Raw genomic sequence first — 15,168 nt, forward strand, 5'->3', positions numbered from 1 at the left:
CCAGTTACACTGCAATAAATAGGCATTGATCTCCCCATTTAAAGAAGCGCGAGACTTCTGCTGAATCAAGTTAAATTTAATTTGTTTCTGGTTGGTAAATGACCTTTTCCAACCTCGGATTTGGGCGATATTGGCGACCGAATTTCGATTCTGGTTTACCATTCAAAACAACACAGTCCCCTGTAAAGCCAATTCGAATGTCTAGTAGGCTTCGACCGACTCCATATAAATCGACTGGGACATTTCTCTTTTCAAATAACCGAATTTTTTCTTCAGTGAATCCACCACTGGCAATAATTTTAACATGCTGAAAGCCTTCATCATCAAGCGCTTGCCGCAAGGCAAAAATCAACTCAGGGTTGACACCTCTAGGGTCAAAGGAACCCATTAAATGTTGGTTACGGAGAAAGTATTTATCGACCATATTATTTGAAGTATCTAAGCGAACGCCCTTTAAGGTTTTGCCAAATTCTCGAGCAACTTTCAGGGAATCTGTAATGACGTCATTATTATAATCAACAAGCACCATAAGTTCGTCTTCTGGATATGTTTCATGATAAGCTTTAGCGGCTGCCAAAACGTCTCCTTCAAATAGCTGAATCATGGCATGGGGCATTGTCCCCATGCCTGTTTTTCCCCACCATTCATTCATGGCATGAGTCGCTTGCGCCGTTGATCCACCAATAAAAGCTGCATAGCCATCTCCAGCCTGTTGTGTGTAATGGTCATCTCGATCGCCCATAAAAATAACCGGCTTTTGCTTACCTGAAGTCCTTCCCGCTTTCACCACATTATATACATTTGTCGCCACTGATGTACGTCTAGCTAATATCCCATCAATAATACCTTCCAAATAACCAAATGATTGATAAGGCCCTTTAACTGTTAACACAGTTTCAAACGGACTTACTTTATCCCCGTCCTTTAAAGAATGGATTTCTAATTGCTCAGGATTACTTGCAAAGGTATGAATAAGTGCAATAGCTTCATCCGTACCACACAATACAGCATGCTCTTTTTGGAAAAATTGCATAATGACTTCGTTATTTGGTCGTTTCTTTTCAGCAATTTCTTTTGTTTTTAAAAAATACACGGCTGAAAACCAGCCTTCTTTTATTCGTTCATCAAACTTAAACGTTTTATTTGTTAGTCGATCAATCTTGCCATTCAATTTTTCTGTAATTTCTTTTTCCATTGATCTAACTCCTCATCAACTTATTGAAAGTTTGGTTTCATCTTATCTATCATATAAAATAATTAAACATCGCACAAGCTAATGCGATCAACGAATGAGATCAAGTTCATCTTTGCTTACTAATAATGTTCTTGGCTTACTACCATTCTGACCAGAGATTATCCCTTGTGCTTCCAAAGTATCGATTAACCGTGCAGCACGATTATAGCCTATTTTAAATTTACGTTGTAGTAGTGAGGTACTGACTGCTTCATTCTCGACAACAAAGGTTAATGCTTCATGATAGAGTTCGTCCTCTTGATCAGACTGTTCAATCAGCTCCAAAAGCTGTTCTTGCTCAAATAAATATTGCGTTGGATGGTGCTGTCTAACATAATGGGTTACACGTTCTATTTCTTCATCTGATACGTAACCGCCCTGAACACGTAAAGGTGTACGTGCCCCATTTTCAACGAATAACATATCCCCTTTTCCAAGTAAACGTTCTGCTCCATTCGTATCAAGCATTGTTCTAGAATCAACCTGTGAGGCAACACTAAAGGCGATTCGTGTCGGGATATTCGCTTTAATTAAGCCTGTGATCACATCAACCGACGGACGTTGTGTTGCTAATAGTAGATGAATACCACAAGCTCTTGCTTTCTGAGCAATTCGGCAAATCGAGTCTTCAACATCCTGAGGGGCTGCCATCATTAGATCAGCTAACTCATCAATAATGATCACTAAATAGGGCATTTTATCCGCTTGCTGATTACGTTGCATTTTAGCATTATAGCGTTCAATATCTCTTGTTCCTGTCTCAACAAATTTGCTATAACGTTCTTCCATTTCTTCTACGGCCCATTTTAAAGCATGGGTAGCTGCCTTCACATCAGTTATTACCGGTGAGACAAGATGCGGTATAGCATTATAAGGCGCTAACTCGACCATTTTTGGATCGATAAGTAATAAACGTACATCCTTAGGAGATGCTTTGTACAGTAAAGAAACAAGAATTGAATTAATGCATACACTTTTTCCAGAACCGGTAGCACCTGCAATTAATCCATGCGGCATCCGCTTAATATCTGTTACGACTGGTTTTCCTTCAATATCCAAACCTAAACCGATTGTCAATGAGGAATCAGCATGTGTAAATTGATCTGATTTAAAAATATCAAGTAAACCAACTGGCTGAGCGACTCGATTAGGTATTTCAATTCCAATCGCATTTCTACCTGGAATTGGTGCCTCAATCCTGACGTCTTTGGCTGCCATATTAAGCTTAATGTCATCACTCAAATTTTTTACCTTACTTACCTTCACCCCTGAATCAAGTTGAATTTCAAAACGCGTAACAGATGGTCCCTGCATCGCATTAACAACCCGAGCAGGAACATTAAATTGCATCAGGGTCTCCGTCAGTTGCTTAGCCTGACGCTCTACCCAAGCCTGATCTGGCTTAGTTTGCTGACCACCATCATCAAGTAGGTGGAGTGGTGGTAATGATGGCTTGGCCTTATGGATTGACTGTTGAATGGACTGTTCTGCTTGGCGCTGACGATGCTTATCACTTGGACGCATAATCACGTTATAAGGTGATTTGGTCGAAGTTTTCCTTTCAGTTACTTCGGTTGGCTTACTCCGTTCAGTTGGAGTGGTCAATTCTTGAGTTATATCCATTTCCGATTCAATAGCTTCATTGGTATTGACCTGATTATCATCTTCGACATCTTGGATCTCAGAAGTTGTTGAAACCGATGCGCTATTATGTAAAATGTTACCTTCTTCACTAGCTTCTGCAGCTATTGTCTCGGTCGGGATAGGATTAGACTCTACAACCTCATCAGAATGCTCTTGGCGTGACCTCCTTAAGTAGGCTGGCTTATCAAGATCTACTGACTCTTTTACTGTCCGAAATCCATGGATAGGAGATGGTACTTCCGTAGGACGAAATGGTTGCTTATGGTTTGCATCGCTATTTCTTTCTCCTTCACCAACTTGCCTATTCGACCGACGTGACATTTGCTCAACTTTTTTCGGAGGATCAATTGGCATTGGAAAACGGTATGACCGTTTTTTCGGATAACGGTAAGCTACTTTCGTATCGAGAGTCTGATCACTCTTGTCAAAATTCTCATGTTGAACAAGCTTTGGTTCAGACGACTGATCAACGCCAAATATCGCTTTTATCATATCTTTTAATGGTTGCCACATGATGTATCCACTCTTCCATCAGATTATTTAATTCTTATTTTAACAGGTTTTACCCTGTAAGAGGTAGTTCAAAATCTTCACCAAATGATAAACGGCATTTCTCTTTGTTGGCTCACCTCTCCGCCACTCACGTATATTTAAGGCATACGCTCCATTGTTTAAATCGGCGCTGCCTTAATCTGCTTACTTATAATTTTGCTTCTTTTGAACGGCTTAAACAAATCAAATACGCCTTTGCGTATTTGATTTCGTATTTTACCAATGAAAAATGCGTACCCCATCCTTATTAAAAATGCGTAAAAGAGCTTATCCTCCTCTACGCACTTCGCCCATCTTAAAAAATAAAGTGAAACTTCGTTCAGTGGGAGGGTTTTTTCATCCACCACTGAACGTTAGTTGAACCAATCGAGCCGTGTTACTGACTGTTGGATCTGCTACTTAACATGACGTGTTCCCTTATTTCTTGAAGGGGGGCTTACAGAAGCCCTTCGATGGGGCGAGTAATCGCAGCCCCAGTCAGTTACACTATTGTAAACGGCTGACCTGCTTCGACGTCACCTTCAAGGACATAGATCCCTTTTTCTTGTGGAGCGTTTGGTAGTCCAAGTTCTTTCTGTGAACAGATCATTCCAAAGGAATCTACTCCTCTAAGTTGTGCCGCCTTTATTTCAAGTCCGCTCGGCATGATCGCCCCTACTTTAGCCACAACAACATGCTGTCCAGCTTCAACATTAGGAGCTCCACAAACAATTTGTACTGTTTCATTACCGAGATCAACTTGACAAACACTTAATTTATCTGCATTCGCATGCTTTTCCTTTTCTTTGACATAGCCAATCACAAATTTAGGTGTTAAATCAAGCTCTAATGTTGGTGCATTATTTTTTGCAAAAATCTGATTGATTTCGTCTAATAATTGTTCTGTTAATGTATGTTTTCCATCCTCAAGAGTTAAATAGCTTGTTGCCCGAAAAATATTGTAGCCGATAACTTGCTTTTGAGATTGATCATAGATTTCAGTAATATCTCCGTATTTTCGGTGGCTAATCGCCTCACGATTCCCTTGCTTAAGTGGTATAATCAGTACATCACCTATACCCTGCTTGTTATAATACACTTTCATTCTATTCATCCTCATTTTCATTTTGATTCATTGGTTTCTTTTTCGCTAAAATAAAAACTGGTTCGAGATGCCTATCCTGATAAATGAAAGATAAAGCCGTAATGGGCACACGTCCTTCTGCGAAAAATTGCATGGCCATCTGTGCTAGAATATCATAACCCATTTCATTTCGTACATCAACCACAATTAAAACATCTTGGTGCGGCACAGCGATGGCAAGCTCCCCCTTAGCTTGATCAGCCATTTGATCAAGCCAGCTTTCATTTAACAATCTACTGGCATCATAACCATCTTGGGCTGAAACAAAATAAAATTGATTACCAGCCACTTCATCTTCCTTCAAATTAATAGGTAGTGACTTCATATTAAATAAAGCCATCTCATGTAAATGTGCTCGACTCCAGCCTGTAGTCGCTAATAATGATTCATCAATAAGTTGATACGTATCCCCTAAGTCCAATGCATAATAGATCCGCGTTTCCGCTGTATGATCTTGATAAATCAATGCCTTGCCAGAATTGGTTGCTGTGGGAAATGAGGTACTCCGTATAACTGGAAATATCTTTTGTTCATTTCCTTGCAAGCTTTGTTCTTCATTCATCATTTTTAGTGAAGTCTTAACATGATAGACAAGCTCTTCAATAGCGGCTTCTCCTCTTTGCTCATGCTTGGCAAGCACGCTTGGCAGCTTAATCGTTACACCTTTTTTAGTTTGTCGCCATTCGACACGATAACTATCCTGTTCACGGTTAAAGGAAGTTTGCCATTCTGATTGGCTAAAGTGCTTGTCTAATATTTTTTTTAATTTAAGTGTCGTTAAAGCCATATCAGTTTTTCCTCCTTAAGGACTAAATGACATGCAAGTCATTGTATCATGTTTAGTTCTAGCATGAAACAAGAAGATCCGATTATCCAAAAAGACATAATTTTATCTATGAAATATTCCAAAAAGCTGAGTGCAAAATAAAAGCACCTATACGGTACTTTTACTCTACATATACGCTGATACCGATGTCTCTAGCCTACCTTATCTAAAAAGGCTTCAATTTCTTCACGCGTTTTACGATCCTTACTTACAAACCGTGCAACCTCTTCACCATTATTAAATGCCAAAAAACTAGGTATACCGAAAATATCCTGTTTAATACAAAGATCAATAAATTGATCACGGTCTACATAAATAAATGTAAGGTCAGGATAGCTCTCTTCTAGTTCAGGCAAAAATGGTTCAATCACGCGACAATCTGGACACCAATCTGCCGAAAACATAAATACTGTCTTTCCTTCGTTAGCTAATTCTTGGAATTGTACTTCTGATTCTAATGCTTTCACTTTTATTGTCCCCCTATACTTATTAATCATAGTTAATCTTCATATCACCTATTTTAATCCATTGCTTACGTCTCATCCACTCTGAAACGACCAAACTGATCAGTGCCGGCCCAATAATATGGACAAACAAGACCATCCAAAGTACATTTAACGTAAATCCCATCGTTTGAAAAGTCATGATTTGACCGACTAGACCAGCTGTTCCCATTCCCGCCCCTGACGGGTTATTGAGCATTTTCAACCATACAGTGGAAATCGGTGCCATAACCATACCAGCAATCGTAGGTGGGATGATAATAAGCGGTTTTCTTAATATGTTTGCAATTTGAAGCATCGATGTTCCGATACCTTGTGCAATTAATCCACCTACCCCATTTTCACGATAACTACTTACGGCAAAGCCCACCATTTGTGCTGAACAGCCAACTACAGCGGCTGCGGCCGCTAAACCATCAAGTGATAACATCAACGCTATGGCTACACTGGATATAGGTGCAGTCAATGCCCACCCCATTAAAACAGCTACAACTATTCCCATAATAAAGGGTTGCTGAGTTGTTGACCAGTTGATAATCTGACCTAAGCTAGTCATCAAAGTATTTATGGGTGACCCAATAAATACAGCTATAATATATCCTACCACAATCGTTGTCAAAGGTGTTAATATTATGTCTACTTTTGTCTCTTTATAAATAAGTTTACCCATTTCAGTTGCTATAAGAGCACTGACATAAGCGCCTACTGGGCCACCTAGCTCATTCCCAAATGCACCAGCAAATAGCGCAGAAAAAAGCACCAATGGAGGTGCCTTTAAACTATAAGAAATGGCGATTCCTATAGCACCACCGACAACCTTTCCATCCATTGCAAATGTCCCCATCTCGACTAATGATGTGCTAAGCATAGATTCCCCGAAAAAACGAGCAATTTGCTCACCTAATGTTTGGATAATTAAGCCGATAATTAATGATGAAAATAGACCTAAAGCCATATAGCTTAATGCTGAAATAAAATAGTTATGAGCAGATATTTCAATATTTTTTTTATTTAAAAAATGTTTCATGATATTTCCCCCTTTAGCTTCTTCACTATCTTACACTACCTTTTTACACATGACAAGACACCTGATCCGACTTTATGATATTCTTGTTTTTGTAAATTTTAAAAAGGGAATTTCTATTGAGGGATACGAGAATTGATTTGAGTGGATAGAAAAGCGTTAGCAACCTGCACTAATCCTTTCATATAAAGTGAAACTTCGTTCAGTGGGGTTTCGACGCATAGGATGTGCTCAGACATTGCGACATGATGTCGCAAACTTAGTCGGCTTCCTCCCCCCACTGAACGTTAGTTGAACCATTCGGGCCGTTACTGGCTGTTGAATCTCCCATTGGACATGACGTGTTCCCTTATTTCTTGAAGTGGGAGCCTTACAAAAGCCCTTCGATGGGGCGAGTAATCGCAGCCCCAGCCAGTTACACTGCAATCAAACTGCCTAACTTAAACGCTAGGCAGTTTGATTTTTTGGTGTATAGAATATTGACTTATTCCACAGAATTTAGCATTGTAATCATATTGGCAACATCATCCTCGATCTGTTTTAAAGAAGTATGTGTAGTCAGACGCATACCACCAATACCGACTTGTACCTCATAATGGTCTTCCATATATTCTACCTTGACATAACCGAATCGATCATTATCTTGAAATGTTTCCAGTAATGCATAATCCCCAGCTTGCTTAGCTAATTGATAGAAAAAGTCACTGTCTTGCTCCTCAAATAGATTATAAAAAAGAATATAAGTTTGATCATGATTATTTAAAATAACATTATTGTCAAATTCTTCCTCAACTGTAAACCCTTCTGGCAAATAGATGTTAAAAGCCTTTAACTCCTTTGTCGCTTTTGGTGCTACTTGCTCAAATGTCGGTTCTAACATGGTTTCAATTGCGGTAAGTGCCTCTTCTTCTGAAACGCCACAGCCTGTTAAAATTAGGGTGAATAGAATTAGAAATAGAAAATAATGATAAGATCGTCTCATGCTAACCCTCCTACATACCAAAAATGCTCCACCTCATTATAATACGATTACCTATGATGTAGATAAGGGATCGCCAATTATTACGTAAACTTAATTTTTTGAAATCAATTCGTTACAATTAAGGATAATTTTTCATAGTGACAAGCTCTGTAAATATTGACCTTTTAAAAGCTTAACAACATGCGTAAACATCGCTTCTCGGTTAACTAAATTGTTTGTTAGAATACCGATGGTACCTTGATGATGTCTAATGTCATGTTTCTCTGTCAGTTTAGCCATAATATCCCCTAATTCTTCACCTGTTTCTAATGCCTTCACAATTGAATCTGGTAATAAAATACGAGCCCCGCCAGCATGAAAAATTCGTCCACTTGGATCAACTAAAGCGCCCCAATTACACAAATAATACTGACCATTTATCGTCATGATACCACCTTCTAAACCAATACCGATACTTCCCTGCTTCTGTTTTTGGCAAAAGCCAGCTCGATTAATTGCACCTTCAAGTGTCTCCTCGTCGGTAAAGGGTTGAGCAGATACATTTGAAGGTGCTGATATAGACTCTATTTTTGCATCCGTAAATACCCTACGAACAGCTGCAAGTTTTGCTTTATTTGTTGAACCTAAAATAATTGTTTGCAACGCTAATCCTTCTTTCTAAGTCATTTTAATAAACTAGCATATAAAGCTAACATCCCGATAAAGTGAAACTTCGTTCAGTGGGGGTTTCGTCATATAGGATGTGCTAGTGCAGACGTTTCGACACGAAGTCGATAACTTAGTCAGCTTCCTCTCTCCCACAGAACGTTAGTTGAACCAATCGGGCCGCTACTGGCTGTTGGATCTCCTACTTAGACATAACGTATCCCCTTATTCTTGAAGTGGGAGTCTTACTGCCAATTACACTGCGATAAAAAGAAGTGAGGAAAGCCCCCCACTCCTAACTCATTTTGCGTATTTGTTCAACTGTATTCATATCTGTTTGTTTAACCAAGGTCACCAACAGCTCTCGAGCCGCAGCATAGTCATCGACATGAATAATGGAAGCATGTGTATGGATATAGCGTGAAGCAATACCTATTACTGCTGAAGGGACACCCTCATGTGATAAATGGACGCGTCCAGCATCCGTTCCACCTTGCGAAATAAAGTATTGATAAGGGATTTGGTTAGACTCAGCTGTATCTAGGATAAAGTCTCTCATCCCACGGTGTGTAATCATCGAGCGGTCATAAATTCGGAGTAGAGCGCCCTTACCAATTTGACCAAATGCTTGATCATCACCTGACATATCATTAGCTGGTGAAGCATCTAATGCATAGAAAATGTCTGGCTTAATCATATTGGCCGCAACTTGGGCTCCGCGTAATCCGACTTCTTCTTGAACAGTGGCTCCAGAATAAAGCTGATTGGGGAGTTTATCATTCTGAAGTTCTTTTAATAATTCAATGGCCAACCCACAGCCATAGCGGTTATCCCAAGCCTTCGCCAAAATTTTCTTTTCATTTGCCATTGGCGTAAAAGGAGTGAGCGGAACAATTGATTGACCTGGTTTAATCCCCATAGCATTCGCATCTTCCTGATCATCTGCACCAATATCAATAAGCATATTGCTAATTTCCATTGGTTTTGCCCGCTGTTCGGCTGTTAAGTTATGAGGTGGGATCGATCCAATCACCCCAATGATCGGGCCTTGATCGGTCATGACTTGAACTCTTTGAGCTAGCATAACTTGGTTCCACCAACCACCTAGAGGTTGGAAGCGAAGCATCCCATTCTTAGTTATTTGAGTAACCATGAAGCCTACCTCATCCATATGTCCAGCAACCATAACGCGCGGACCCTGTCCATGTCTTACACCAAAAACCCCCCCTAAATTATCTTGGATCACTTCATCTGCGTATGATGTTAATTGTGTACGCATGTAATCACGTACACGATGTTCATTTCCCGGTGCACCCTGAAGCTCTGTTAACGTTTTAAAAAGCGCTTTTGTTTCTTGATTCATTATGTAAAACCTCCCAGATTGATTAACCATATATCTATTGTAGCGAATTAGTGCTTGTTATGCCAGTTAACTGAGCCACTTACATTAAGATTGGCTAAGGCGTAATAACCAAAAGATGTCATTGCATTCGCTATGCTAATTTGTTAAAAATAAGGTATACTAGCATTAATATAATAAATTGAGGTGAAATGGATGAATTGGAAAAAGTCTCTTTGTGCGCTAGGCGTGGGTGCAGCAATTGGCTATACAATAAAGACTCATTTAACGCAATTGCCGATTCGACCAGAGCAAGCCCTAAAGCTTGCTAAGCAAATGTTTAAAGAGAAGGGGGCAGTTAGTGGTTCATGGATTTACATGAAGCCTGAAAAAATTGAACTGCATGACCTTGAGTATACCATTTATCGTGGTGGAATTACCCGAACGATCAATGAGGTTAATACACAATATGAATTTTTTGTGGATGCTTATACTGGTACTATTGTCGCCACAGAAGAGACAAGCCCTGCTGTATAACATCACTTACTTAAGTAAGAGTGATCGGGATAAACCTATAGCTTAACACCTTTTAAGTATGTTTATAATCGTTAGATCTGATTCTGACATGGGATAAATTTTTGTTAAAGCTATGCTCTAAAATGAATTTGACTCGCAGAAAAAACGGGCAGATGGTCATATATGGCCACGTGCCCGTTTCCTTGTTTGTGTTTAGCTAAAAGCTACTACGATTTAGAATTGAGTGCTGTCCTTCATTTCTTGGGAAAACGTGCCCGACAGCGGAAAATGGGTTGTCCTTTGGCAGCAAATTTCTGTTCATACTCCGTCATTACATTCGTTGGATCGTTCAATTCATGTAAATCTAGATTAACCTCCTCTAGGATCATCCCAAATTGCGAAAAGCTAGTGATAGAATATTCAAATAAACCTTGATTATCTGTTTTAAAAACTATGTCACCATCATCTTTTAAAATTTGTTGATATTGTTGTAAAAAAGTATGATAGGTTAGGCGACGTTTAGCATGTTTATTTTTCGGCCAAGGATCTGAGAAATTAAGATAAATTCGCTCAACTTCATGATCGGCAAATAATTCTGATAAATCCTTTGCATCATAGTTAATAAATCTTATATTATCCGGTTGTGATTCAACAGCTTTTTGTACAGCACTAACAAGGATACTTTTGACTAATTCCATCGCAATAAAGTTAATGTTAGGAAATTGCTTGGCCATACCGATGATAAACTGCCCTTTCCCTGAACCGATTTCGAGGTGTATAGGCTGATTTTTAGAGAATTGTGCGCGCCAATTTCCTTTTTGAGCAGTAGGATTTAATTCCACATACTGGGTTTGCTCTCTTAAAAAGTCCTCAGCCCAAGGCTTGTGTCTTGCTCTCACATTAATGACTCCTTTTTAAACACTTTCTTAGTCTATTTGTTCATAGTAACGAGCACGCTTAATTGTATTTTCGAGTAATTTACTTGTTTGCTTACTCTGCTCCTTAAGCTGATGATACTCAAGAATCAATTCATATAACATATACCAATGAATTCGAATATAGAGATTTCGATTACCCTCAATCCCGTAATCCGTGAGCCAATTATCCCAATCTGATTCATCTATGTAACGGTTAAATAATAAGCCAAGATCAATTGCTGGATCACCAATTTCAGCATTATCCCAATCAATCAAGTATAATTGTCCTAAATCAGAAATGAACCAATTGTTATGATTTAGATCACAATGACAAACCACAGGCTTGATACCAATTACTTCTGACAGATGCTCTTCCATAAACTTTAATCCCTGATATAACAGTGTCGGTACTGGAACACACGGATTACACATTACCATCTGTTTAAGTTCCTGAAACAACACAAAAGGATTCATTGGTTTTTTACCTATGCGTGTTAGCATATCTAATAGTTCAGCAGAATGATGAATTCTACCTAATAATTCAGCTACTTGTGGATGCTGAATAGCTTCAGGATTAAGTTCTTTCCCATCTAACCATTCCTGTGCTGTAATGACATCACCATTTTCAAGTCGTTTCGTCCAAACAAGCTTAGGCACGATACCTTGTGCAGACAAAACAGCCAAAAAAGGCGATGAATTTCGCTTTAGGAAGAGGCGTTTATGTTCAGATTGAGCATAATAAGCTTCACCGGTTGATCCACCAGCAGATTCAATTATCCATTCTTCACCAAGCATGTGCTGCACAAGGCATACTCCTTTCCTTATATTAGAACGGCTGTTTAATCGCAATGACAAGGTACATTTCTTCGTAGACATAAAATACTAGCAAACTGTACCAAGTCATTCTATTCCCCTTTTACTATAGCCGCTTATTGAACGTAACTTCTAACGAAAAAAGTGGTCCAATACCACTTCATATTTTTTAGAAAAACTTGGCTATCACCTTGCCTTTATGGCGAAACCCAAAGCTTTGCTTATACTATAATCGATAATTATTTATATCTATAGTATAAAAAAGACTATTCTAAGAGTACCTCAAAATAGGGCTAAAGATCAAGAGATTTTTTATTCAAAAACAAAACCGTCTGTTTCCTCAGGATCTTCCCATTCAGGACGATTCACAGCGACCGTTTCGGAATAAAGTAATAGGGCTTCCGCCACCTTTAATTGCAAGTGCTTTAGTGGAGAAACTAAGCGGCGATGGTTTTGTAGCCAATTTTCATGTTGCTCCTTTCCGATATAGCGAGTGGAAAATGGCTCAAGGTGAAAGCTGATCTGATTGGTTCGCGATAAAATAACTTTAGTAATCGGCATCTCTAGCTTATTATGATTTAAAATACTTTTGACGATTTTTTCAGTACGATTTAAAGTAATAACTGGGCTTAAAAACTTTGTCCGCACATTGTTTTCTTCGGTATACCATGTTCGATCATCACCGACAATAATGCTTTGCTCAGAGGGGCGCTCTACAACCTTGATCACCTCAATTCCAACAGGTGTAAGCATAATAATATCCGCATCAACGGTGGTATTTTTTAATTTAAAGACTGGACGATACATAAATAAAAACGTGTCGGAAAAACGCTGCAGAAAATACTTTAAGGTTAAGTCGTCTTGATAATCACGATCTAAGAACGACATCTCGCTTAAGGTTGTGGATGCCCAATTGAGTTGAAATGGAAAAAGCGAATCTAAAAAGTATTGTTTTAATTGTGCTTCTGTGGTTGGAATATGATTATTCTCATTCTGATTTTGATGCTCATATGCTTCCTCTGCACTTTGCCTATTAAATAATCGTCTCCATTTATTATAAAAGCGCTCTTGCTTCGGTTGATCATCACTCGGAGCTTCCAGAGATAGCTGCTCACGTTGATCTTCCCACATCGCAAATAATTGCTTCCAGTTTTCTTGCTTAAGCCGCATATAATGACCCGGATAATGAAAAATATCACGTTCATATCGGGAGATATAATTTTCCAATTTAATTAGTTGCCCCATGTATATTCTACTCCTATCCTGTCAAAAACTTTCTAGCACCTAATCCAATAAACCATTGTTTCCTATTATTATCCTTTTAGCCTAAAACGTGCCTCCGGGTAGTATTTAGGTGTTCGGTTACTCTCAATTCGATACAGAACAACTGCCTCAATCCATTCCAGCCAATCGTTTTGACCTAACCGGCTAATTTCAGACCATAATTTCAAGTTGATCTGATCATATCGTGCCTGCTTAGCAAGCGTAATGTGTGGTACAAAACGTCTTTGGTCAACCTGAAAATTTAATTGAGTCATTATATGTTGCACTGCGCTCAATAACGCTAGTAGCTCCGCTGATCGTTCAACCTTAACCCATATCACTCTTGGTCTCTCCTGGTTACCAAAATAGCCCAGAGCACCAATCCTAACAGAGAAGGTCTTCCGTGTTTCTAGGCTAGCAAAGCGATCTATTAATAAACGCTTTTGATTATCATTAAGAGCACCAAAAAAAGCGAGGGTAATATGATAATCATCAAAACCAGTCCAGCTTTTATAGCTATTCTGGCCAATTAGTGATTGAATAGCATGTTGTTGATTAGTGAGCTTTTCTTTTAGTTGCGTACTTAATTCTAGTGCTAAAAAATAATGAGGAGACCTTTGCTTAATCATAAGAACCATCCTTCATCTAATCTTTATATCGGCGTTTTTTTGAGATATTGTAAAAATTCAAGAAGAAAACTAGCATTTTTAATAAAAAAGGTGTAGAATATCCGTAAAGAGATTCAGTACCACAATTCTAATGCTTTTTTATCATTAAGGAGTGGTTTTTTGAGTCAATCTACTGATAGGATGCTAACTCGCGTAAAGGCTGTCTATCTTTTTATTAGAGAAAATGGTCCAGTTACGACCACACAAATTGCGGAGGAGTTCGATATCACAGATCGGACTGTACAACGCGACCTAAATGTATTAGCATATAACGGCCTGGTAAAAAGCCCCAACAGGGGAAGATGGGACATTACTAAGAAAAAAGTAAAAATCTCGTAATGTCAATAACTTAGCATACCATGCTGACACTTTTTTTAGTCAGCTTATTTTTTTGTTTTTACCTCACTATAATTTTCTTAAATAGGAAATTTCTTCTTCCAATAATCTTCGGTATTCACCTTTTTTCAACTCTGGATCTAACTGCCAATCACCTATTGCTACGCGTTTTAAATAAACTACTTTTTTTCCAACACTTTCAAACATGCGTTTAACCTGATGATACTTCCCTTCCATTATCGTTAATTCGATTTCTGATACTGGTCCACTCTTTAGTATGGTCAGTTGTCCAGGCATGGTTACGTACCCATCGTCCAGCTTAACACCTTGTTTAAATGCTTCAACATCATGATCAGTAACTTCTCCGCTGATTTCGGCATAGTAAGTCTTTCCCACCAGCTTCTTTGGTGATAACAAACGATGGGCAAGCTGCCCATCGTTTGTTATCAGTAACAACCCTTCGGTGTCTTTATCTAATCGCCCTACCGGAAATGGATTTCGTAATCGATCCTCATCTTCTAGCAAGTCTAAAATAGTACGCTCACGGCTATCTCGGGTTGCACTGATAACTCCTTGTGGTTTATGCATGACCAGATAGACAAATTCCTCATAACGTACTGTTGCTTCCTGTACTTGCACACAATCCTGTTTTGGATCAATGTGAATATTTACCTGTTTGATAAGCTCTCCATTTACTTTGATCGCACCTTTTTTTATTAATAGCTTAACCTCTTTACGGCTGCCATAGCCGCAATTTGCTAATAATTTATCTAAACGCATCTC

16 protein-coding genes are annotated in these 15,168 nt (G+C 38.8%); 2 read left to right on the plus strand and 14 right to left on the minus strand.

Features of this window, described 5'->3' with window-relative positions; all coding sequences use genetic code 11:
- Positions 1-76: 76 nt before the first annotated feature.
- The 9 genes from ASE01S_RS09630 to ASE01S_RS09670 form a co-directional block, all read right to left on the minus strand.
- Complete coding sequence (locus tag ASE01S_RS09630) at positions 77-1,195, minus strand: nicotinate phosphoribosyltransferase (RefSeq protein ID WP_067841513.1); 1,119 nt, start codon at positions 1,193-1,195, stop codon at positions 77-79.
- Between the two features lie 87 nt (positions 1,196-1,282).
- Complete coding sequence (locus ASE01S_RS09635) at positions 1,283-3,391, minus strand: DNA translocase FtsK (protein WP_067841515.1); 2,109 nt, start codon at positions 3,389-3,391, stop codon at positions 1,283-1,285.
- A gap of 520 nt (positions 3,392-3,911) precedes the next feature.
- Positions 3,912-4,514, minus strand: a complete 603-nt coding sequence (gene ytpR / locus ASE01S_RS09640; protein WP_067841517.1) for a YtpR family tRNA-binding protein — start codon at positions 4,512-4,514, stop codon at positions 3,912-3,914.
- Position 4,515: 1 nt separating this feature from the next.
- Positions 4,516-5,340 (minus strand): DUF1444 domain-containing protein, encoded by an 825-nt coding sequence (locus ASE01S_RS09645; protein ID WP_067841519.1) that lies wholly within the window; start codon positions 5,338-5,340, stop codon positions 4,516-4,518.
- Between the two features lie 191 nt (positions 5,341-5,531).
- A complete protein-coding gene (locus tag ASE01S_RS09650) occupies positions 5,532-5,846 on the minus strand; it encodes a thioredoxin family protein (protein WP_067841521.1) in 315 nt (104 codons plus the stop codon).
- 22 nt (positions 5,847-5,868) lie between these two features.
- A complete protein-coding gene (locus ASE01S_RS09655; protein ID WP_067841523.1) occupies positions 5,869-6,909 on the minus strand; it encodes a PTS sugar transporter subunit IIC in 1,041 nt (346 codons plus the stop codon).
- Positions 6,910-7,390: 481 nt separating this feature from the next.
- Positions 7,391-7,888 (minus strand): hypothetical protein, encoded by a 498-nt coding sequence (locus ASE01S_RS09660; protein WP_067841524.1) that lies wholly within the window; start codon positions 7,886-7,888, stop codon positions 7,391-7,393.
- A gap of 132 nt (positions 7,889-8,020) precedes the next feature.
- Positions 8,021-8,530 (minus strand): DUF84 family protein, encoded by a 510-nt coding sequence (locus tag ASE01S_RS09665; protein WP_067841525.1) that lies wholly within the window; start codon positions 8,528-8,530, stop codon positions 8,021-8,023.
- Positions 8,531-8,828: 298 nt separating this feature from the next.
- Complete coding sequence (locus ASE01S_RS09670) at positions 8,829-9,896, minus strand: M42 family metallopeptidase (RefSeq protein ID WP_067841526.1); 1,068 nt, start codon at positions 9,894-9,896, stop codon at positions 8,829-8,831.
- Between the two features lie 192 nt (positions 9,897-10,088).
- Between ASE01S_RS09670 and ASE01S_RS09675 the strand changes: the two genes are divergently transcribed.
- Entirely contained in the window at positions 10,089-10,409 is a 321-nt protein-coding gene (locus ASE01S_RS09675; protein WP_067841527.1) for a PepSY domain-containing protein, read from the plus strand.
- 233 nt (positions 10,410-10,642) lie between these two features.
- Here ASE01S_RS09675 and trmB read toward each other — a convergent pair whose 3' ends face one another.
- The 4 genes from trmB to thpR form a co-directional block, all read right to left on the minus strand.
- A complete protein-coding gene (trmB, locus tag ASE01S_RS09680; protein WP_067841529.1) occupies positions 10,643-11,287 on the minus strand; it encodes a tRNA (guanosine(46)-N7)-methyltransferase TrmB in 645 nt (214 codons plus the stop codon).
- 27 nt (positions 11,288-11,314) lie between these two features.
- The gene (locus ASE01S_RS09685) at positions 11,315-12,100 is read right to left on the minus strand and encodes a phosphotransferase family protein (RefSeq protein ID WP_067841629.1); all 786 of its coding nucleotides are present in this window, start codon (positions 12,098-12,100) and stop codon (positions 11,315-11,317) included.
- A 330-nt stretch (positions 12,101-12,430) separates the two neighbouring features.
- Complete coding sequence (locus tag ASE01S_RS09690; protein ID WP_067841531.1) at positions 12,431-13,363, minus strand: NERD domain-containing protein; 933 nt, start codon at positions 13,361-13,363, stop codon at positions 12,431-12,433.
- Between the two features lie 68 nt (positions 13,364-13,431).
- Positions 13,432-14,010 carry an RNA 2',3'-cyclic phosphodiesterase gene (gene thpR, locus ASE01S_RS09695; RefSeq protein WP_067841533.1) on the minus strand — a complete coding sequence of 193 codons (579 nt, stop codon included), beginning with the start codon at positions 14,008-14,010 and terminating at the stop codon, positions 13,432-13,434.
- Between the two features lie 159 nt (positions 14,011-14,169).
- Here thpR and ASE01S_RS09700 point away from each other — a divergent pair, with 159 nt between their 5' ends.
- Entirely contained in the window at positions 14,170-14,388 is a 219-nt protein-coding gene (locus tag ASE01S_RS09700) for an HTH domain-containing protein (RefSeq protein WP_067841535.1), read from the plus strand.
- A 66-nt stretch (positions 14,389-14,454) separates the two neighbouring features.
- On the opposite strand, the gene ASE01S_RS09705 is transcribed toward ASE01S_RS09700, so the two are convergent.
- A complete protein-coding gene (locus ASE01S_RS09705) occupies positions 14,455-15,165 on the minus strand; it encodes a pseudouridine synthase (protein WP_067841537.1) in 711 nt (236 codons plus the stop codon).
- Positions 15,166-15,168 lie beyond the last annotated feature (3 nt).

The organism is Amphibacillus sediminis NBRC 103570 (assembly GCF_001552275.1).
Classification (GTDB): Bacteria; Bacillota; Bacilli; order Bacillales; family Amphibacillaceae; genus Amphibacillus_B; species Amphibacillus_B sediminis.

What these genes read in the sequence shown, in the direction of transcription:
- ASE01S_RS09690 (WP_067841531.1), bottom strand. Translation starts at nt 13,363, where the DNA reads ATGGGGCAACTAATTAAATTGGAAAATTATATCTCCCGATATGAACGT.
- ASE01S_RS09705 (WP_067841537.1), bottom strand. Translation starts at nt 15,165, where the DNA reads ATGCGTTTAGATAAATTATTAGCAAATTGCGGCTATGGCAGCCGTAAA.
- ytpR (WP_067841517.1), bottom strand. Translation starts at nt 4,514, where the DNA reads ATGAAAGTGTATTATAACAAGCAGGGTATAGGTGATGTACTGATTATA.
- ASE01S_RS09660 (WP_067841524.1), bottom strand. Translation starts at nt 7,888, where the DNA reads ATGAGACGATCTTATCATTATTTTCTATTTCTAATTCTATTCACCCTA.
- ASE01S_RS09675 (WP_067841527.1), top strand. Translation starts at nt 10,089, where the DNA reads ATGAATTGGAAAAAGTCTCTTTGTGCGCTAGGCGTGGGTGCAGCAATT.
- ASE01S_RS09655 (WP_067841523.1), bottom strand. Translation starts at nt 6,909, where the DNA reads ATGAAACATTTTTTAAATAAAAAAAATATTGAAATATCTGCTCATAAC.
- ASE01S_RS09670 (WP_067841526.1), bottom strand. Translation starts at nt 9,896, where the DNA reads ATGAATCAAGAAACAAAAGCGCTTTTTAAAACGTTAACAGAGCTTCAG.
- ASE01S_RS09685 (WP_067841629.1), bottom strand. Translation starts at nt 12,100, where the DNA reads ATGCTTGGTGAAGAATGGATAATTGAATCTGCTGGTGGATCAACCGGT.
- thpR (WP_067841533.1), bottom strand. Translation starts at nt 14,010, where the DNA reads ATGATTAAGCAAAGGTCTCCTCATTATTTTTTAGCACTAGAATTAAGT.
- ASE01S_RS09645 (WP_067841519.1), bottom strand. Translation starts at nt 5,340, where the DNA reads ATGGCTTTAACGACACTTAAATTAAAAAAAATATTAGACAAGCACTTT.
- ASE01S_RS09630 (WP_067841513.1), bottom strand. Translation starts at nt 1,195, where the DNA reads ATGGAAAAAGAAATTACAGAAAAATTGAATGGCAAGATTGATCGACTA.
- ASE01S_RS09635 (WP_067841515.1), bottom strand. Translation starts at nt 3,391, where the DNA reads ATGTGGCAACCATTAAAAGATATGATAAAAGCGATATTTGGCGTTGAT.